At 68.3% G+C, this 18980-nt stretch carries 17 protein-coding genes and 1 pseudogene; 11 read left to right on the forward strand and 7 right to left on the reverse strand.

Annotation, left to right across the window (positions count from 1 at the left end):
- Positions 1–48: 48 nt before the first annotated feature.
- Entirely contained in the window at positions 49–987 is a 939-nt protein-coding gene (locus tag ACFQ9K_RS00565; protein ID WP_378719716.1) for an alpha/beta hydrolase, read from the reverse strand.
- Positions 988–1200: 213 nt separating this feature from the next.
- Here ACFQ9K_RS00565 and ACFQ9K_RS00570 point away from each other — a divergent pair, with 213 nt between their 5' ends.
- From ACFQ9K_RS00570 to ACFQ9K_RS00600, 7 genes are all read left to right on the forward strand, one after another.
- Entirely contained in the window at positions 1201–1800 is a 600-nt protein-coding gene (locus tag ACFQ9K_RS00570; protein ID WP_378719713.1) for an NAD(P)H-dependent oxidoreductase, read from the forward strand.
- A 195-nt stretch (positions 1801–1995) separates the two neighbouring features.
- Positions 1996–3081, forward strand: a complete 1086-nt coding sequence (locus tag ACFQ9K_RS00575; RefSeq protein WP_378719712.1) for a sugar ABC transporter substrate-binding protein — start codon at positions 1996–1998, stop codon at positions 3079–3081.
- Positions 3082–3150: 69 nt separating this feature from the next.
- Entirely contained in the window at positions 3151–3924 is a 774-nt protein-coding gene (locus ACFQ9K_RS00580) for an ATP-binding cassette domain-containing protein (protein WP_378719711.1), read from the forward strand.
- On the forward strand, positions 3921–5156 hold the full coding sequence (locus tag ACFQ9K_RS00585; protein WP_378719709.1) for a sugar ABC transporter permease: 1236 nt from the start codon (positions 3921–3923) through the stop codon (positions 5154–5156). Before ACFQ9K_RS00580 ends, ACFQ9K_RS00585 begins: the two co-directional genes overlap by 4 nt.
- 24 nt (positions 5157–5180) lie before the next feature.
- Positions 5181–6389: an ROK family protein gene (locus ACFQ9K_RS00590; protein WP_378719707.1), complete on the forward strand. Its 1209-nt coding sequence runs from the start codon at positions 5181–5183 to the stop codon at positions 6387–6389.
- Between the two features lie 124 nt (positions 6390–6513).
- The gene (locus tag ACFQ9K_RS00595; protein WP_378719705.1) at positions 6514–7323 is read left to right on the forward strand and encodes an SAM-dependent methyltransferase; all 810 of its coding nucleotides are present in this window, start codon (positions 6514–6516) and stop codon (positions 7321–7323) included.
- Between the two features lie 53 nt (positions 7324–7376).
- Positions 7377–8648, forward strand: coding sequence for a diguanylate cyclase domain-containing protein (locus ACFQ9K_RS00600; protein ID WP_378719703.1), 1272 nt, complete (start codon positions 7377–7379; stop codon positions 8646–8648).
- Between the two features lie 3 nt (positions 8649–8651).
- On the opposite strand, the gene ACFQ9K_RS00605 is transcribed toward ACFQ9K_RS00600, so the two are convergent.
- Positions 8652–9251 carry a TetR/AcrR family transcriptional regulator gene (locus ACFQ9K_RS00605; RefSeq protein ID WP_378719701.1) on the reverse strand — a complete coding sequence of 200 codons (600 nt, stop codon included), beginning with the start codon at positions 9249–9251 and terminating at the stop codon, positions 8652–8654.
- 90 nt (positions 9252–9341) lie between these two features.
- Between ACFQ9K_RS00605 and ACFQ9K_RS00610 the strand changes: the two genes are divergently transcribed.
- Together ACFQ9K_RS00610 and ACFQ9K_RS00615 are read left to right on the forward strand one after the other, a co-directional pair.
- On the forward strand, positions 9342–10679 hold the full coding sequence (locus tag ACFQ9K_RS00610; RefSeq protein WP_378719698.1) for a nuclear transport factor 2 family protein: 1338 nt from the start codon (positions 9342–9344) through the stop codon (positions 10677–10679).
- Between the two features lie 185 nt (positions 10680–10864).
- Positions 10865–11962 carry a CSLREA domain-containing protein gene (locus ACFQ9K_RS00615; RefSeq protein WP_378719696.1) on the forward strand — a complete coding sequence of 366 codons (1098 nt, stop codon included), beginning with the start codon at positions 10865–10867 and terminating at the stop codon, positions 11960–11962.
- 129 nt (positions 11963–12091) lie between these two features.
- Here the strand turns inward: ACFQ9K_RS00615 and ACFQ9K_RS00620 are convergent, their stop codons facing one another.
- The gene (locus ACFQ9K_RS00620; protein ID WP_378982627.1) at positions 12092–12946 is read right to left on the reverse strand and encodes a BTAD domain-containing putative transcriptional regulator; all 855 of its coding nucleotides are present in this window, start codon (positions 12944–12946) and stop codon (positions 12092–12094) included.
- 114 nt (positions 12947–13060) lie between these two features.
- Positions 13061–14224: a glycosyltransferase gene (locus ACFQ9K_RS00625; RefSeq protein ID WP_378719691.1), complete on the reverse strand. Its 1164-nt coding sequence runs from the start codon at positions 14222–14224 to the stop codon at positions 13061–13063.
- Positions 14225–14279: 55 nt separating this feature from the next.
- On the opposite strand from ACFQ9K_RS00625, the gene ACFQ9K_RS00630 reads away from it, so the two are divergent.
- Positions 14280–14930, forward strand: a complete 651-nt coding sequence (locus tag ACFQ9K_RS00630) for a TetR/AcrR family transcriptional regulator (RefSeq protein ID WP_378719689.1) — start codon at positions 14280–14282, stop codon at positions 14928–14930.
- On the opposite strand, the pseudogene ACFQ9K_RS00635 reads toward ACFQ9K_RS00630, so the two are convergent.
- Both ACFQ9K_RS00635 and ACFQ9K_RS00640 read right to left on the reverse strand, forming a co-directional pair.
- A pseudogene (locus tag ACFQ9K_RS00635) lies at positions 14925–15287 on the reverse strand (hypothetical protein); the annotation flags it as partial. The gene ACFQ9K_RS00630 and the pseudogene ACFQ9K_RS00635 overlap by 6 nt on opposite strands.
- Positions 15288–15325: 38 nt before the next feature.
- Positions 15326–16582: a hypothetical protein gene (locus tag ACFQ9K_RS00640; RefSeq protein ID WP_378719686.1), complete on the reverse strand. Its 1257-nt coding sequence runs from the start codon at positions 16580–16582 to the stop codon at positions 15326–15328.
- Positions 16583–16859: 277 nt separating this feature from the next.
- Between ACFQ9K_RS00640 and ACFQ9K_RS00645 the strand changes: the two genes are divergently transcribed.
- Complete coding sequence (locus ACFQ9K_RS00645) at positions 16860–17360, forward strand: CGNR zinc finger domain-containing protein (protein ID WP_378719684.1); 501 nt, start codon at positions 16860–16862, stop codon at positions 17358–17360.
- Positions 17361–17362: 2 nt separating this feature from the next.
- Here ACFQ9K_RS00645 and ACFQ9K_RS00650 read toward each other — a convergent pair whose 3' ends face one another.
- Complete coding sequence (locus tag ACFQ9K_RS00650) at positions 17363–18724, reverse strand: DUF2252 domain-containing protein (protein ID WP_378719682.1); 1362 nt, start codon at positions 18722–18724, stop codon at positions 17363–17365.
- Between the last annotated feature and the right edge of the window lie 256 nt (positions 18725–18980).

Genomic DNA, 18980 nt, shown 5'->3' on the forward strand with positions numbered 1-18980 from the left:
CCGTGAAGCCGTGCTGAATGGAATTGTCCAGCACGGTTTCTCGGCGGATCAGGCGCCGATCGAGCTGAGCAGCATGGGTAGGGCGTTCTGCATCTGTGCCTTCCAGGCGTCCCAGTTGTGGCCCTGCGCGGGCACATAGCGTTCGTCGACCTGCGCGCCCAGCTGTTGCAGGTGGTCGACGAAGCGGTAGTTCTGTTCGTAGGCAAGCGATTCCACGGCATCGCCCTTGCCGTAGGAGACGAACAGCGGGATGCCGGTCAGTTTGCCGGCCTGGCTGTACGGGTTGTTGGCGACCCAGATGTCGCGATGATCCTTGTAGTCACCCCAGACCCGCGTCCAGTCGGCGGCACAGCCCTGGCCCGGCTTGTCGGGCTTGCCGGGCGCGCCCGACTCGTGCAACGGGTCCACGTTCCCACTGAACGATGCGGCGGAGTTGAACCAACCCTGGTGCGCGGCGGCGAACTTCAGCGCGCCGAGGCCGCCCATCGAGTTGCCCGCGATGGCGCGGGCGGTGCCGGCGTGATAGGTCGATTCGAGGATGGTGCGGACGTCGTCGAGCAGGTACCGCTGCCACGCGGGCGGCCCGCCGTGGCCGTCGTTGTACCAATCGGAATAGGCGCTGCACCAGCTGGTTTCGGGCAGCACGAAGATCGCGTTGGTACCCGCGGTGAGCGCTTCGAGATCGCCCTTGTCGGTCCAGGACTTGTGGTCGTCGAAGCCGCCGTGCAGCACCCATACGGTGGGCCAGGTGCGCGTGGATTCCTTCGTCCAGCCGGGCGGCAGCAGCAGCCGGACCACCTTGACGGACCAGTCCGGCCCCTCGAGGTTGGGGGAGGAGACGCCGATATCGAGAATGCGGTCGCTGACCCTGGTCTCCCAGCGAACCGTGCCCGCCGCGGCCTCGGCGGGCACGTCGACGGTGAAAGGCAAGGTGAGGCTGGCGATTACGGTGGCAATGGCCAGGGCGAGCCGGCTCAATCGAGGCAACGGATGATCCTTTCCTCCCGGGATCGGCTCCGAACCGCTCGATCCCCCAGAAATGAATCTAGAGCAGATCACCCCTTTGCGAATAGTGTTGTTCGCAGATTGGGAGATCTCACGAACCGTGACACCTCGACTGAATCCTCTTGTTGAGCAGCGTTTCTGGGCCTCCGAGCCCGGTGGCCCGCGGGGCCGAACCCGTCCGGCACAGTGATCGGCATGCGTATCGCGGTGTACCTGGCCCATCCTCGGCCCGGCAGTTTCAACAGAGCGCTCTTCGACGCGGTCGTCGATGAGTTGCACGGGCAGGCGGTCGAGGTCGTCGCGCACGATCTCTACGCCGAAGGCTTCGATCCGGCGCTGGTCGCGGCCGAGACCGATACCGTCGGCGGACGGCAGGCGGACAGCGGGCAGGTCCGCGGCTACCAGGACGAACTCGCCGAACTCGACGCGCTGATATTCGTCCATCCGAACTGGTGGGGCATGCCGCCGGCCATCCTGACCGGTTGGGTGCAGCGGGTTCTCACCTCGGCCGTCGCCTACAAACTGACCGACGCGTCCGGCACGCCGATCGGACTGCTGCGCGCCAAACGCGCCCTGGTGCTCAACACCTCCGACACCACCGAGGACCGTGAGCGGGACGTCTTCGGCGATCCGCTGCACCAGATCTGGGCGGCCTGCGTGCTGCCCTACGTCGGCATCGACGACGTGCGCCGCAGGGTATTCCGCACGGTGACCGACTCGACCGACCAGCAGCGCGCCGCGTGGCTCGCCGAGGCCCGCGCCCTGGCCGCGGCGCTGGCCGCGGACTGTTGCTGATCGGGGCGGGCGACATCCACTGCACAGGACACGTGAGCACATGCTCACGTGTCCTGATTGTTATCTCGAACAACAAATTGGTCGCTTGAACAGGTTGTGCTGTGGGTCACAGTCGAATATGTTGCAGCGAACAACATTCGCTCGACCTCGACCGCCCGGGCACTCCGGGGCGGTGGTTCCACGAAAGGCCCCCTCATGCGTAAGGGCATTCTCGGCGTCGCGGCCGTCTCGGTCGCCGTGCTGACCTCCTTGACTTTGACTGCCTGCGGTGACGACTCGAAGAGCTCGGGAGGTGGCGGCGCCAAGATCGGGGTGATCCTGCCGGACAGCAAGACCTCGGCCCGTTGGGAAACCGCGGATCGCAAGTACCTGCAGCAGGCGTTCGACGCGGCCGGCGTCAAGGCCGACATCCAGAACGCGCAGGGCGACAAGACCGCCTTCCAGACCATCGCCGACCAGATGATGACCAACGGCGCCTCGGTGCTGCTGATGACCAACCTGGACAGCGGCACCGGCAAGGCCGTGATCCAGAAGGCCAAGTCGCAGGGCGTCACGGTGATCGACTACGACCGGCTCACCCTGGGCGGCGGCGCCCAGTTCTACGTGTCCTTCGACAACGTGAAGGTCGGCAGCCTGCTCGGCGAGGGCGTGGCGAAATGCCTGACCGACAAGAACGCGAACAAGCCGGTCGTCGCCTACCTGAACGGCGGCCCGACCGACAACAACGCCACGCTGCTGAAGACCGGCTACGACGGCGTGCTGAAGCCGAAGTTCGACGCGGGCCAGTTCGTGAAGGGGCCGGACCAGGCGGTGCCGGAATGGGATAACACCCAGGCGGGCACCATCTTCGAGCAGATGCTCACCGGCACGCCGAACATCGGCGGCGTGGTCGCCGCCAACGACGGCCTGGCCAACGCCGCGATCGCGGTGCTGAAGAAGCAGAAGCTCAACGGCCAGGTGCCGGTGAGCGGCCAGGACGCCACCGTGCAGGGCCTGCAGAACGTGCTCAAGGGCGACCAGTGCCTGACCGTCTACAAGGCGATCAAGAAGGAAGCCGACGCGGCGGCCGAGCTGGCCATCGCGCTGACCAAGGGCGAACAGGGCAAGGCGAACGGCACGGTGAAGGATCCCGAGGCCAAGGCCGACGTGCCGTCGGTGCTGCTGGAGCCCAAGCCGATCTACGCGCAGCAGGTGAAAGACGTTGTCGCGGACGGCTATGTGACCAAGGCCGAGCTGTGCACCGGCGAGATCGCGAAACTCTGCGCGGACAACGGCATCTGATCGCATCAGCCCCTTCCGCCGTTTCGATGAGGGGACGGCGGAGGGGGACCCTTCCTCAGGAGCAGCACCATGACGGAAACGCCCGTAGTCGAATTACGCGGCCTGGAAAAGAGTTTCGGGGCGGTTCACGTCCTACACGACGTCGCCTTCAGCGCCTACTCGGGTGAGGTGACCGCGCTGGTCGGCGACAACGGCGCCGGAAAGTCCACGCTGGTCAAGTGCATCGGCGGCACCCATCCGATCGACGCGGGCGAATTCCTATTCGAGGGCAAGCCCGTTCAGGTACACAGCCCGCGCGACGCGGCCGCGCTCGGCATCGAGATCGTGTACCAGGACCTCGCGCTCTGCGACAACCTCGACATCGTGCAGAACATGTTCCTCGGCCGCGAACGCAAGAACGGCATCGTGCTCGACGAGTACGCGATGGAGGAACTGGCCGGAAAGACCTTGGCCAGCCTGTCTGTTCGGACCGTGAAGAGCGTCCGTCAGCAGGTGTCGAGCCTGTCCGGCGGCCAGCGGCAGACGGTCGCGATCGCCAAGGCCGTGCTGTGGAACAGCAAGGTGGTGATCCTGGACGAGCCGACCGCCGCGCTCGGCGTGCAGCAGACCCAGCAGGTGCTCGAACTGGTGCGCCGCCTGGCCGACCGCGGTCTCGCGGTGGTATTGATCTCGCACAACATGAACGACGTCTTCGCGGTCTCGGATCGGATCGCGGCGCTGTACCTGGGGCGGATGGCCGCCCAGGTCCGGACCTCCGATGTGACCCACGGCCAGGTCGTCGAACTGATTACGGCAGGCCGCAGCGGCGCACTGGGCCTGGACGCGAATGGAGTTAAGGGATGAGCGCCGTTATCGACGAAAAACCAACTACCGCACCGGTTTCCGAGTTGGTGAACACCTATGTCGGCCGGGTGCGCAGCGGGGACATGGGCGCACTCCCATCCGTGCTCGCCCTGGTCATCCTGTCCTGCGTGTTCTGGGCCGCGCGCCCGGTCTTCATGTCCGAGGCCAACTTCGCCAATCTGTTCACCCAGGGGGCGGCGATCGCGGTGATCGCGATGGGCCTGATCTTCGTGCTGCTGCTCGGCGAGATCGACCTGTCCGCCGGATTCACCAGCGGCGTCTGCGCGGCGGTGCTCGCGGTCCTGCTCACCGACCGCGGCTGGCCCTGGTATGCGGCGGTGCTGGCGTCGCTGCTCACCGGTGTGGTGATCGGACTGACCATCGGCGCCATCGTGGTCAAGATCGGCATCCCGTCGTTCGTGGTGACCCTCGCGGCTTTCCTTGCGTTGCAGGGGGTCGCGCTGAAGATCATGGACAACGGCCGCAACATCTCCATCCGCGACGACACCATCCTCGCCATCGCGAACAAGAACGTCCCGCCGTTGCTCGGCTGGCTGATGTATCTCGTGCTCATCGTCGGCTTCGCGTTCCTGCAATACCGGAAACTGCGGGCCCGCAACAAACTCGGGCTCACCGGCGAGACCGCGCCGGTGATCGTGGCGCGGATCGTGGCGGTCGCGGTGGTGCTCGGCATCGCGGTGCTGGTGCTCAACGGCGAGCGCAGCCGCAACCCGGAACTGCACTCGCTCAAGGGCATGCCGATCGTGGTGCCGCTGATCGCGGTGCTGTTGCTGCTGTGGACCTTCGTGCTCAACCGCACCTCGTTCGGCAGGCATATCTACGCGGTCGGCGGCAACGCCGAGGCGGCCAGGCGGGCGGGCATCACCGTGGATCGGGTGAAAATCCTTGCCTTCGTGCTGTGTTCGACGATGGCCGCGGTCGGCGGGCTGGTCGCGGCCTCCCGGGCCAACTCCGTCGATCCCAATACCGGCGGCAGCAGCGTGCTGCTGCTCGCGGTCGGTGCGGCGGTCATCGGCGGCACCAGCCTGTTCGGCGGGCGCGGCCGAATGCTGGACGCGGTCCTCGGCGCGGCGGTGGTCGCCGTGATCGACAACGGCATGGGCCTGATGGGCTACAGCGCGGGCACGAAGTTCGTTGTGACAGGATTCGTGCTGCTCTTGGCGGCCGGCGTAGATGCCTTGTCGCGCAAGCGCACAGTACTCCGCAGGTAACTCACGCATAGCGAAGGACGGTGAATGCGAGCAGCCCCTTCTCCTGATGAGATCCGCAAGAGCAACTTGGCTGGGTTGCTCCGGCACGTCCACCGCGACGGTCCGGTCTCGCGGGCCACGCTCGCGGAGCGAATGGGGCTGAACCGCAGCACCATTCTGGCCTTGACCGCCGACCTCGCCGCGGCCGGTCTGATCCGCGAAGAACTTCCGGGCCAGACCGGCAAGGCGGGCCGGCCCTCGCTGGTGGTGCGGCCGGAATCGGAGCGGGTCTACGTCATCGCGCTGGACGTCGGCGCCGACCGGCTCGCCGCGGCCCGCGTCGGGTTGGGCGGATCGGTGCTCGATCAGGTCGAAACCGCCAGGCCACGTGGCACTTTCGACCCGGACGACGTGATAGCCACGCTGGCCGGCATGGCCCGTGAGCTGATCGGCAAGGCCGCTCGCGACGCGCTGTGCGTCGGCGTCGGCGTGGCGTTCTGCGGGATGGTGCGCGAGGAGGACGGCGTCGTCCGGTACGGCCCGAACATCGGCTGGGTCGATGTGCCGTTCGGCGCCGGCCTGACCCGCGAGCTCGACCTCGGCTTGCGCGTCGTGGTCGGTAACAACGCCAACCTCGGCGCGCTCGCCGAGCGTGAGCGCGGCGTCGGCGCCGGCCTGTCCGACCTGATCTACCTGCACGGCGACGTCGGCATCGGCGCGGGCATCATCATGGGTGGCCGGCTGCTCGGCGGCGAGGGCGGATACGCGGGCGAGGTCGGCCACATGATCGTCAACCGGAACGGTCGCCCCTGCGCGTGCGGCTCGCACGGCTGCCTCGAGGTCGAGGCGGGCGAGCTCGGCCTGATCGCCGCGGCCGGACGCGACGACCCGGCCGGCCGGGCCGCGGTCGAGGCGATCGTGGAGGCCGCCGCCCGCGGTGATTCGACCGCCAGGGACGCGTTGCATCAGGTGGGGGACTGGCTCGGTTACGGCGTCGCCAACCTGGTCAACATCTTCAACCCGTCGATGGTCGTCTTCGGCGGCGTGCTGCGCGAGATCTACCTCGCCTCGGCCGCCCAGGTGCGCAGCCGGGTGGCGGTCGACGCGCTGCTCGCGGTCCGCGAACGGGTGCGGCTGCGCACCTCGGCCCTGGGTGGGGACGCCACCCTGATCGGCGCCGCGGAGCTCGCGTTCACCGATGTGCTGACCGATCCGGTGCAGACGCTGGCCAGGATCTCCGCCGCCCGCGCCTGAAACCGGGTGTGGGCCAACCACGGTCGGGCGCGAGCTTCCCGCTGCTCACCGAAGCCGACTACTATGCGCAGACCACCGTTCGGGTGATCGAGCACACGAAGCGTGAGCGACAAAAGGGGTTTCGATGGACAGGCCGGCGTGGGCGCCCGAAGGCGTGGATATGCAACAGGCGAGCCCGGCACGGATGTACGACGCGCTGCTCGGCGGCTCGCACAACTTCGACATCGACCGCAATGCCGCGGAGATGGCCAAGCAGCTGGTGCCGGATCTGCCCAGGCTGGCGCTGAGCAACCGGGCATTCCTGCGCCGGGCGGTGCGTTTCCTGGCCGAGTCCGGAATTCGCCAATTCCTCGATATCGGGTCGGGGATCCCGACAGCGGGAAATGTGCACGAAATCCTGCACGCCATCGACCCCGATATCCGGGTGCTCTACGCGGACATCGATCCGGTGGCGGTCGCGCATTCGCGTGCCATTCTGCGGGGCAACAGCCGGGCCGCGGCGATCGAGGCGGATCTGCGCAAGCCCGCCGAATTGCTCGATCGGGCGGGCGACACCGGCTTGATCGATTTCGACCAACCGGTCGGTCTCTTGCTGATCGCCGTGCTGCACCTGCTCTCCGATGACGACGAGCCGGTCAAGAAGGTGGCCGATCTGCGGGCCGCGGTCGAACCGGGCAGCTACGTCGCCATCTCGCACCTGACCTCGGAGATGCGACCCGAGGACGCGGGCAAGCTCGGTGCGCACGCGACCGATAAGAGTCGAGTTGGTATCCATTTTCGCAATCGGGACGGCATCGTCGCTATGTTCGATGGATGGGACCTGATCGAGCCCGGCGTGGTCGAGTTGCCGGTCTGGCGCCCGGAGTCCGAGCGGGATCTGCACGAGGCGCCGGGCCGTTCGCTCGGCCTGGCCGGTGTCGGTCGAAAGGTCTGAAGCGCGAACACGAACCAGCAGGGGGTCCCTGAGTGGGGTCGCACGAGCTAGCGATGCGGTGGGCCGAGGCGCTCGACGGCGCGGTGGCCCCCACCCTCACGCGGACGCAGATCGAGGCGATGCTCGCCGGGCTCGGCGAGGCCCTGGAGGCGGTGGTGCTCGGCACCGCCGAGCTCAGCGTTGCGCGCGAGGCCGCGTCCGTGCTGGTCGCGGCGAACTATCGGGACGCGGTGGCGGTCAGCCGCTCGGTGGTGGTGATCTGCCGTGACCTGGTGGCCGACGTCTGCCCGGACCGCGTCGGCCCGGACTACGAGCGGATCCGGGATCGCGCGGTGATCGCCGCCGCCGAGTTCGCGGCCGGCTTCACCGCCGCGCTGCGATCGGCGGCGTTGGCCGAGCAGGAGGCCACGCTGGTGGCGACCCTTGCCGCCGCGCACGACGCCGAGGCCAAGCGGCAGCTGTCCGAGGCCAGGTTCGCCGCGGTCTTCGCGGGCGCCTCGGTCGGCATCGGCACCATCGATGTCACCGGGAGGGTGCTCGACTCGAACGCGGCCATGGCCGAAATGCTCGGTCTGCCAGTGGAAGTCATGCCCGGCAAGACCGTGGACGCGCTGCTCGGCCCGGCGAACATCGGGCACGCCTTCGCCGAGTTACAGCGGCTGCTGACCGGGGCGTCCGACCGGTTCCGGCTGGAGACCGATCATCTGCGCCCGGACGGCACCATCACCACCATCGACCTGTCCATGTCCGCGGTGCGGGACAGCGCCGGGCAGGTGCGGTTCCTGATCGGCGTGGCGGTCGACATCACCGAGCGCAAGCAGCTGGCCGACCGGCTCTGGCACGACGCCAACCACGACAGCCTCACCGGATTACCCAACCGCACACTGTTTTTCGATCGGCTGGCGAACGCGAGCCCGCCGATCGGCGTGTGTTATCTCGATCTCGACGGATTCAAGGAGATCAACGACGTGTGGGGACACACGGTGGGGGACAAGGTGCTCCGGGTGGTCGGCGAGCGACTACGCGCGGCCGTCGGGCCGGTCGACGGCCTGGTCGCGCGACTGGGGGGTGACGAGTTCATCGTCTTGATCGAAAAGTGCACGGGGGCAGAGAAATTGGCCGAAGCATCCGGCTGGCTGTCGCAGGCTCTGGTCGAGGCGATCGAGGTGGAGGGCCACCTGGTGACCGTCGCCGCCAGCATCGGCACCGTCTTCCTCGACGATGTGCCCACCGCCCCGGATCAGCTCATGCACGCGGCCGATACCGCCATGTACCGCAACAAGGCCGCGCAGAGCATGCGCGAGTCGCGTTTCCGGCAGCGGTAATCGTCAGCGGGCGTTCAGCGCGCGCAGTACATGATCGGCCAGCCGGTCGAGGTAGTCCGGCTCGGCTTCGGCGTGCCGGACGCTCAGGCGCCAGAACATCGGTCCAGCAAGCAGATCCAGCGCCATCTCGACGTCGGTGTCGGCGGGCAGCTCGCCGCGCTCGACGGCACGCCGCAGCAGCCGCAGCCCCAGTGCCCGCCGCGGCTGCCCGATGGTGGTCCGAACCGCCTGTGCCAGAACGGGATTGCGACCCGCCTCGGCGGTGAGATCGGGCAGGATAGCCGCCATTCGCGGATGGGTGAGCCAGGTGTGCAGCAGTTCCAGGGCGGCCATCAGGTCGGTGCGCAGCGCGCCGGTGTCGGCGAATTCGGCCAGCTCGACGCTGAACTCGCCGAGCACCGAGACGACCATGTCCTGCTTGGACGGCCAGCGCCGGTAGAGGGCGCTCTTGCCCACCCCCGCACGCTTGGCCACCGCCTCCATCGACAGTCTGGCGTAGCCGTTCGTGGCGAGCTCCTCCATCACCGCCGCGGTGACGGCGGCGGTGATCTGCGGTTGCAGGACGGCGGCACCGGTGGGGGCGCGTCGGGGCTTCTCGGACATGGCCGCAGTATACGGAATGGACGAGACGGTGCCGTCCCGACTATATTAGGACAGGACGGTACCGTACCGTCCAAATGAAAGGGAGGGTCAATGCCGCAATCGGCACGCACCCCGGCCGAGGTCGTCGCGGAGGCGTTACGGCTGCTCCTGGCCAAGGACATGGCCGGATTCGCGGGACTCTGGGCGGAACGGGGCAGCATCGAATTCCCGTTCGCGCCGCCCGGGTATCCGGCGGAGGTGATCGGGCGGGCGGCGATCGCGGATTACCTGCGCGACTATCCCGAGCAGCTCGACATCCGGGCGATCGACGCGCCGATCGTGCACGTCACCGGCGATCCCGAGGTCGTCGTCGTCGAGTTCGCCGCGGACGGTGTCGCGGTGCGGACCGGGCGGCCGTACCGGATGCGCTACATCGCGGTGATCACCGTGCGCGCGGGCGAGATCGTGCACTACCGCGACTACTGGAATCCGCTCGCCGCCGCCGAGGCGCTCGGTGGCGCCGGCGAACTCGCGTCATTCGGTACTACCGAGGGGAAATCCATGCGGGAACCGACGATCCTGGTCACCGGCGGCACCGGGACCACCGGAAGCCGAGTGGCCGCCGGGCTGGTCGCCGAGGGCGCCGAGGTGCGGATCGCCAGCCGGAACCCGCAGGGCGACAATCATATTCGATTCGATTGGCACGATCCCGAGACCTATGGGCCCGCGCTGGACGGCGTGGCGGCCGTCTATCTGGTCCCGCCGGTCGGCGCGATCGATCCGGCGCCGATCGTGGAACCCTTTCTGGCCCAGGCGGTTCGGTCCGGAGTGCGGCGCGTGGTGCTGCTCGGCTCCTCGGCGGTCACCGACGAGACGCCTGGGCTGGGAACGTTGTACGCAGCGGTGCGCGAGGCGGTGCCGGAATGGGCGGTGCTGCGGCCGTCCTGGTTCATGCAGAACTTCGTCGGCGGGCATCCGGTGGCGGCGGGCATCCGCGCCACGGGCGAGATCGTGACCGCGACCGGCGACGGCCGGGTGGCCTTCGTCGACGCGGAGGACATCGCCGCGGTAGCGGTGCGTGCGCTGCTGGATCCGTTGCCGCACAACACCGAGCACGTGATCACCGGGCCGGAGGCGCTGAGTTACGCGCAGGCCGCGGTCATCATCGCCGAGGAGACCGGGCGGGTGGTGCGGCACGAGTCGATCGGGGTCGCCGAATTCACCGAGCTGGTCCGCGAATCCGGCGTGCCCGCCGAGTACGCGGCGTTTCTCGCCGGGCTCGACGACGGTATCCGGCGCGGCGCGGAAGACCGCGTGACGTCCGTGGTGGCGGACGTGACCGGGCACGAGGCTGGATCGTTCCGGGCGTTCATCGCGCGTAACTGGACCGAGCTGGCGGCCGACATGGCGGCGGAAGTCGTTGTGCTGCCGGGTGGTTCTGTGTACTGAGTGCGGGCCCTATCCGCTGCCGTAGGCGACCTGTCGACACGCCCAGAGTGATTGTGCAATAGCGAAGGAACTGTCCGACCCGCCACGCCACGAGTTTCGGTTCTGTTAGAACCGAAACGACTGAGACTGTGCGCCCGGTGGGCGCCGTCTCGACCGGAGCAGTCGTGTCGAGAGTGGTTGGTCAGATGAAGTTTTCGCCCATGCCGATGATCGGTGTCGTACTCCTGGGTGTGCTGTGCGGTGTGCCGATCCGCGCCGCGGCCGATACCGGCTCGGCGGGCACGGCGCCCCAGGTGTTCACCGTGACCACCACCGCCGACGGTGCGGCCGCGAATCCGTTCGACGGGCAATGCCGGACCGACGCGGGTGAGTGCACGCTGCGGGCCGCGGTGCAGGCCGCGAATGTCCGACCGGGCAGCACCATCAGGGTTCCCGAGGGCCGATACGAGCTGACCATACCGCCGAACTTCTGGAACACCAACGGCCCCTTGATCGATCCGGCCACCGGTGATCTGGACGTCAACGCCGACACCACCATTCAGGGCGCTGGGCAGGACCGCACCGTGATCGACGCCGGGCACCGCGATCGCGCCGTGCTGACCACGGCACACGTCTCGATCTCGGGCCTGACCATCACCGGCGGCAACGCGGCCGAGCACGAGATTCCGCTGTTCGAGACCGGCGGCGGCGGAATCGCCAACTCCGGCAAGCTGATTCTCGACCATGTGACGGTCGCCGGGAACGCCGCCGACTACGGGGGCGGCATCTTCAACATCCCGGTCGCCGACCTCGAGGCCACCGACAGCGTCATCACCGGCAATGCGGCGGGCGAGGCCGGTGGAGTCCGTTGCGACAATACCTGCACCTTCACCCGCACCGAGATCACCGGCAACCACGTGGTCAACCCGCGTACCAAGTGGTATCGATTCGGTGGATTCGCCGGTCGCGGCGGCGGACTCGACATCCGCGGCGTCGGCGCGGTGGTGCTCATCGACACCGTCGTCACGGGCAACAGCGCGGACGAGGGCGGTGGCGGCATCAATATCGCGCCCGCCTATCTCGACACGTTGCCGTACCAGTTCACCGATGTGGTCAATCCCGGCATGGGGCAGCTGATCCTGCGCGGCTCGACCGTCGCGCAGAACACCGCAGGCCTCGGCGAGCGGAACTGCAAGAAGGTGTTCGCCGTCATCATCTCCACCGGCGGCAACCTGAGCGACGACAGTTCCTGCGATCTCACCGCGGCCGGGGACGAGGTTCGGCCCGATGCGGGCGTTCGCTGAAAAGACACGACCAGAGGGGAATTCGCGATGGGTTCGTTCAACGTCGGCGACTGGATGACCGGCCTCGGCCAGGCCTTCGCCTGGGTGATGTCGATGCTGGTATCCGGCGCCACCGCCGGGTCGTCCTGATCAACTCGCCTGCCGCGCCGCCGGGTAGGCGCGGAACCCGCGCACCAGAGTTCCGCTGGCCCGGTCGCTCGCCGCGCACGCCGACATGTCCCGCAGGAGCAGTCCCGGATCATGATCGAGCAGTCGCCGCTCCAGATCCCGCAGCGCCGGTCCGGGTTCCACCCCGACCTCCGTCATCAGCAACCTGCGTACCTTCCGTAGCTCCGCCAGCGCGTCGGCCTGCCTACCGCTGCGGAACAACGCGACAATCAGCAGCTCCCACCGGCGTTCGCGATACGGAGCCTGAATGACGGCCTCGCTCAATGCCGCAACCGCCGCAGCGGTGTCCCCCGAGGCCAGCCGAGCGGCCTGCAACTCCTCGATCGCCAACTCGCGCAGCTCCAGCAACTTAGTCCGCGCACCGAGCAACTCCGGCGAATCGCCGAGCTCGCCCCACGGCTGCCCACGCCACAGCGCGAGGCTTCCGCGCAGCGTCTCGACCGCCTCTGCCGCTCTACCGTCGGCCAGCGCCCGCATGCCCGCGCCGACCAGTTCGGTGAACTGCCCACGATCGGTTTGCTCAGGCGTCAGCAGCAGCCGATAGCCGCATCGGTCGAGCTGAAGTAGCCGGCCGGAATGGGGTCCGAGCGCGGCGCGCAATCGATGCACCACCACCCGCACATTGGCGCCCGGCTGATCGAGCGCCGCATGCCCCCACAGATGTTCGGCGAGCACCTCGTTCGGGACCGACGAGCCGGCCGCAAAGGACAGTACGGCCAGCAGCTGGCGCTGGCGCGGCGCCCGCAGATCGATCATCACGCCGCCGATCTCGATCTCGATCGGTCCGAGAACTCGGCACATGACCGTATTCGTCAAGGTTTCCAAGATTCCCTCCCGACCGCGATTCGTCCGGCTGAAGGCCACCAGATTAGGCCCGTCTACCTGTGGAAACATCATCTTGGGAGTGGATGTTTTTCCGCATTCGGTCGGCTATATTGAAGATGGCCAAAAGGGGGCTTCGAATAACCCACCCGCCACTGTCGCGGGCGACGGCATTCCATCGATATCGGTCTTCAATCGCGCGGCCGCAGCGGCATACGACGCGTCCGTGAGCATCGCCTCGATCCGGCTTCGGACGTTATCCGCCGTGACCGCGTCCGGCGGCACGACCTGTGCCGCACCCACCGCCCGGCAGGCCGCCGCCGTCGGGAACTGATCCGCACCGCGGGGCAGCAGGAGCAGCGGAAGCCCGAGCGAGAGCGCCGCCAGCGTCGTCCCGGCACCACCGTGGCAGATCACCGCATCGCACCGGGCCAATACCGCCGCGAGCGGCAACCATTGCTCCAGGTGGATACTCGCGGGCAACGGGCCGAACCCTCCGGGATCATTCGTCCGGCCGACCGTGACGATCGCGTCCACCTCCAGCTCCGCCAATGCCCGCAGAACCGGCTCGAACATGCCGGGCTGATTGAAGATCGGCACCGTGCCGAGCGAGAAGTAGACCGCAGGCCGATCGCCGAGCTTGTCCGCCCAGCCCGGCAGCGGGTCGGACTGTGAGCCGGGCACATGCGGCCGAATCGGGCGCGCGCACCCTGTTGCCGGGCCCCGATCCGGTTGCAGCGCAACCGGAACCGGATCGAGATAGCCGGTCCGATACATCCCCGCATGCCGATCCGGTTCGAGTCCGGCCGAATCCCACAGCGGCGCCACCCATTCCGTCATCGCATCCATCAACTCGGACTCCAGCAGTAACCCGGTGCCATAGGTGATCGACGGAATCCCCAACGTAGCGGCCACGATCGGTGCGGCGAGATCCACCGGTGGTTGCAGGATCAGGTCGGGCCGGAACCCGGCCGCGATCCGGTGGAGTTCGGGCAGCTTCGCCGGCGCCATGATTCGCGCGAACATCACCGCGCCGATCCGCCACGGCTGCCCGCCGGCGGCGAACACCGGATCGGCGACCGCCTGTGCGGCCGCGGCCGGTGCGGGCGGCCCGGCCACCTCGGTCGGCATCCCGGCCGCGCGTACCCGGTCGGCGAGATCCGGTGCGGTGATCACCAGCACCTCGTGACCGGCCCGCACCAACTCGCTGAGGAGCGGCAGGACCGGCGCGAAAACACCTTCCATCGGTGTCGTCGAACAAAGGACGCGCACGGGAACTCCTTAGCTATAGCTGACTATATAGTGAACTATAGATAAGCTGGTGAACATGTCAAGACCGATCCGCCCCCGTGGTGACCGTCGCCGGGTCACGCGACGCAAGGTGGCCGAGGCGGCGGCGACCCTGTTCGCCGAGCACGGCTACGCGGCAACCACCCTGCAGACCATCGCGGACGCCGCCGGTGTGCATGTGCAGACGATTTACCAGGCGTTCGGCACCAAGGTCGCGGTGCTCGCCGAGGCGGCCGCAGTGCTCGTGGCCGGTCCGGACGAAGAGGCCGCTACCCCGCCGCCGGACCGGGAATGGGTGCGCGAGCTCTTCGCCGAGCCGAACCCGGTGCGCCAGCTCGCGCTGTACGCCAAGCACATGCGGCAGGTGTCCGAGCGCTATACCGGCCTGCTGGATGTCATGCGAATGACCGCGTCGGCAGACCCGGAGGTCGGCAACTTTCTCGCCGAGGCCGAGCGCGGCCGCTACGACGGACCTCGGCACATCACCCCTGACCTGGCCGCGAAGCATGCGCTGCGCCCTGGCCTCACCGCCGAACGCGCGGCCGACATCATGTACGCGGTGACGACCTACGATGTGTACCGGTCGCTCATCGAGGACCGGGGCTGGTCCGGCCCGGACGCGGAGAGCTGGGTCGCGGACAGCCTGGCCCGGCTCCTGCTCGCGCCGGAACTGTTGGCCGGGTTATGACATGGCGTCCCGCAGCCGGGCCGCGAAGTGATCGACGCGCCGTTGCTGTTGTGCGGCAGCCGCTTTCGAATGGTGGATCTCGATGCTCAGGCGGCCGTCGAAGCTGCTGAGGATGCAATTGCCGCCGCCGGGCTGCTGCGGGGTGCGCGCCGTTTCGGTCGCCATGCTGAGGGTGGAGCGGAAGTCGTTGATGCGCAGGCCTTCCGGCACTCTCGGCGTCGGCACCCGCCCCCAGTTGGTCATGATCACCAGGCCGGGATCGGGCGCGACGGCGGGCATGGCCAGGTCGGGAATGTGCAGCGGTGTCTGCTGCACGATGCCGGACGCCAGCGCGGCCCGCAGCGACGCGCAGATGCCGCGGGCGAGGTCTCAGGGTGGTTTCGCCGCGCGGGGCGCTACGCGACACCGGCCTCGCGGACGGCGTCCAGGTGCGCCGCGAGCAGCCGCACCCGGCGCCGCTGCTGCACCGTGGTCTCCACCGGATGGTGAATCTCGATACTGAGCCGATCGTCGAACGTGCTGATGATGATGGTGCCGCTCGGCTGCTGCAATCGGTGCCCGGCCCGATCCGGCTTCGCGATCATCACCGTGCGAAAGTCGTTGACCCGCAGACCTTCCGGTAGTCGAGGCCGGTCGATCCGGCCCCAGTTGGTGGCCAGCACGATGCCGGGCGCCCGCGGTGGTGGGCCGGAGGCGATGTCGGGGATGTGCAGCGGCGTCTGCTGCACGACGCCGCTCGCCAGCCCGCGGCGCAGCCCGTCGCTGATGTCGCGGGCCAGGCCGACCAGCGTCTTGTCCTCGCACCGGGTGGGCACGAAATCGGCGAAGCCGAGGACGTTCGTGCCCTCGGTGTGACCGATCGCCGGAGTCACCCGGTTTCGCAGGTCGACGGAATAGGTATAGCTGAGCTCGGTCATCGGCAGCTCACGCAACTCGGCCTCGGTGAGCAGGATCGCGGCCGAGGCCAGCCCGTTGATCGTGGTGCCCTCGCGGTGGGCGAGGTCGGCGAGGGCGGCGGTCTCGCGCTTGGTCAGACGGCAGCGAGCCGTCAGGGGTAGTAGATACGGTTGGTCGTCCTCGACGGGCGGGGGCGGGCCGGGCGATTCGGCGACGACCAACGGGCGGGCGGAAACCGGTGCGCCGGCCATCTTCTCGACGCACCGGGCGAGCAGCAGATCCTCGACCGCGTCCGGAAACCGGTGCGGGGCGAGCGTCGGGGTGCGGCCGTGGCTGATGTCGGTGTAGCAGGACCACATCTCGGCGAGCACCGCCAGCGAGTGGCAGGCGTCCGCGACGCTGTGGTGGGTCACCAGGGTCACCCCGGTGCTGTCGCCGTCCCGGACCACGCACAGCGCGGCGAGGGCCGCGCGCTGATCCAGCCGCGCACCGCTCAGCAACAGTTCGGGATCACCGTCGACCACGGTGATTTCGGGTGTGCCGCCGGGGGATTCGACCAGGAGGTGACCGCGCCCGTCCGGCTCGAGGTGGGCACCGAGCGCCGGATACGCGCGGACCACCGCGTCGAACGCGGCGGACAGGGCGGCCAGATTCAACCGACCGTACAGTCGCATCGAGTAGCCGACGAGGACTTCACTACCGGCGAAGATCTCCTCGCTCGGTGCCAACGGCCGGATGACGGTAGCCGTGGTCATGTCGAAATACCCTCCACATGAGACTGCCCATCGAGGCTAGCCCGAACAACGGGCCCCGCACGGCCTTTCGGGCTCATCGCCTCTGTGTGGTGTATCGCGCATACCGAACGAGCTGTTTCCGGTCGTTGCCACAACGAGACCATGCTCGGCGATCAACCACTGACCGCAGAGGCAGCGCAGGTAACGGACGTTTCCGTGGGCGGACACGACCGTCGGCGACGGCCAGGAGCAGGAGGGGCAGGTCAGGTCCATTGCCCTAGCCTGATGTAATGGTCTAGTGCATTTCAACCCTTACGGTGGCGCGGCCGCCGAACTCGCCGCCCGGCTGGTGAACGCAGGTCCGGACCAGGATTTGCGCGAGTTACTCGTCGCCTCGAATTACAAACCGATCGGTGTACTCACCCGGGCGCAGGCCGCGGAGCTGCGCCGCTGGATCGGCGAGCTGAGCGCGGTGTTCGACGATCCGACCGTGCGGCGGCTCAACGCGCTGCTCGCGAAAACGACCAGTCAGCCCTATATCTCGACGCACGACGACCGGCTGCCGCACCTGCACTTCGCGCAGGAGACCGCACCGGTCGACGAACGGGTCAAGGCGTACACGGCGGTCGGTCTGGCCACGCTGTTCTGCGATGACCCGGATCGCATCGGCCGCTGTGCCCGCGACGGATGCGACGACGTGTTCATCGACACCTCCCGCAACGGCAGGCGCCGGTTCTGTTCGTCGCGCTGCTCGAACCGGGTGCACGTGGCCGAGCATCGGTCCCGGCGCGCCGGCTGAGTTCAGTACGCCTGCTCGGCAGGCACGATTCGGCCGGAATCGATTGCGGCGAGCAGCTTTCCATGATCGAGTTCGGTCTGATCGGCGTAGGCGACGGCGAAATCGATCATCGCGCGATCGAAGGTGTCACTCGAACCGAGGTACGAGGCGATGGCGACGCGGTCCCCGGATCGGGCGTGCGCGCGGGCGAGGGTGTGCCCGCACAGCGCCGCGTAATCGCGCAGGTAGGACCGCGACATCTCCTCTATCACGACCGAGCCCTTCATGTCGCGCAGCTGGCGCCAGTAGTAGTGCCGCCCGTCCGGGCCGGCCGCCCAGCCGAGGAAGATGTCGCTCGCGGCCTGGGTCAGTCGCTGCCCGTGCACGACCCGATGCCCCTGGTTGCGGAACTTGCTCGCCGCGGTGTGCGGTGCGAGTACCGACTGTTCGGCCTCCTTCACCTGCAAGAACAGCGGGCTGCCGTTCGTTTGCCCGGCCAGCAGGGCGACAAAGCAGCGGGTGCCGACACTGCCGACGCCGACCACCTTGACGGCCAGATCGAGCATGTCGTGCCGGTCGAGCAGCACCCGGCGTTCCTCGGCCAGGGTGCGGCGATAGTCGCTGAACACGCGCTGGATGGTGGCGGCGTCGAACTCGCCGATCGGGATCAGCAGCGGCGGGCGGTGCCGGATGCGCGGGACGCCGTCGGCGTCCGGTTCGGTCAGCTTTTCCAAGGCTTGCAGATTGGTGCGCGATCGCGCCTCGGCGAGGGCCTGCTCGACGCCCTTGCGGCGCTTGGGTTTCTGGGCCAAAGCGGCCAATCGGTCGGCGTCGACCTTCTCGTACCAGACGGCCAGTTCGCCGAGCCCGGCCAGCCGGATCATCGCCTCGCGATAGGCCAGGGCCGCCGCGCCGACCGCGGTTTCGGCGTCGGAGTCGGCGAAGCCGTTGGCGCGGGCGGCGACCGCGATGCTGGCCGCGAGTCGCTTGACGTCCCACTCGAACGGGCCGGGCAGGGTCTCGTCGAAATCGTTGAGGTCGAAGACGAGTGCGCGCTCGGGGGAGGCGAACAGGCCGAAGTTGGACAGATGCGCGTCACCGCACAGCTGGACGGTCAGCCCGGTGTTGGGCGAGGCGGCCAGATCGGCGGCCATGATCGCGGGCGCGCCGCGCAGGAACGGGAACCGGCCGGCGGCCATCCGCGCGTACCGGATGGGCACCAGCTCGGGCACGCGCGTCTCGGCCTGGCGTTCGAGGATGGCGATCGGGTCCGCCCGGTCGGTCGGCGGCTCCCATACCCCCAGCGACCGCCGTCCGACCCGCTTGCGTGCCCGGCGGCCCTGCTCGGCCGCGCCGCGTTCCACGATCGCCAAGGTGTCCGTCATCCGGATAGTTTGTCATCCGCGGGCAATTGGCGAGCAAATCCGTTCCGAGTGTCGGGTGCGCTCGCGCCGCCAGGATGCGACGACGAGGAGACTTTGGATCGGCAGCGCGAGGACGACGGCCGCGCGGAACGACTGCGACATTTCCGGTGGCGCGGGGTGTGGGTCGCCGCCGCGTCGACCCAATCCGGCAGCGCGACATCGGGTCCGGCAAATCGGACACGTGGAGCGGTTGCGCATCGGCGAACGGTGATCAACA

The sequence above is a fragment of the Nocardia sp. NPDC056564 genome, from assembly GCF_042793755.1.
GTDB lineage: Bacteria > Actinomycetota > Actinomycetes > Mycobacteriales > Mycobacteriaceae > Nocardia.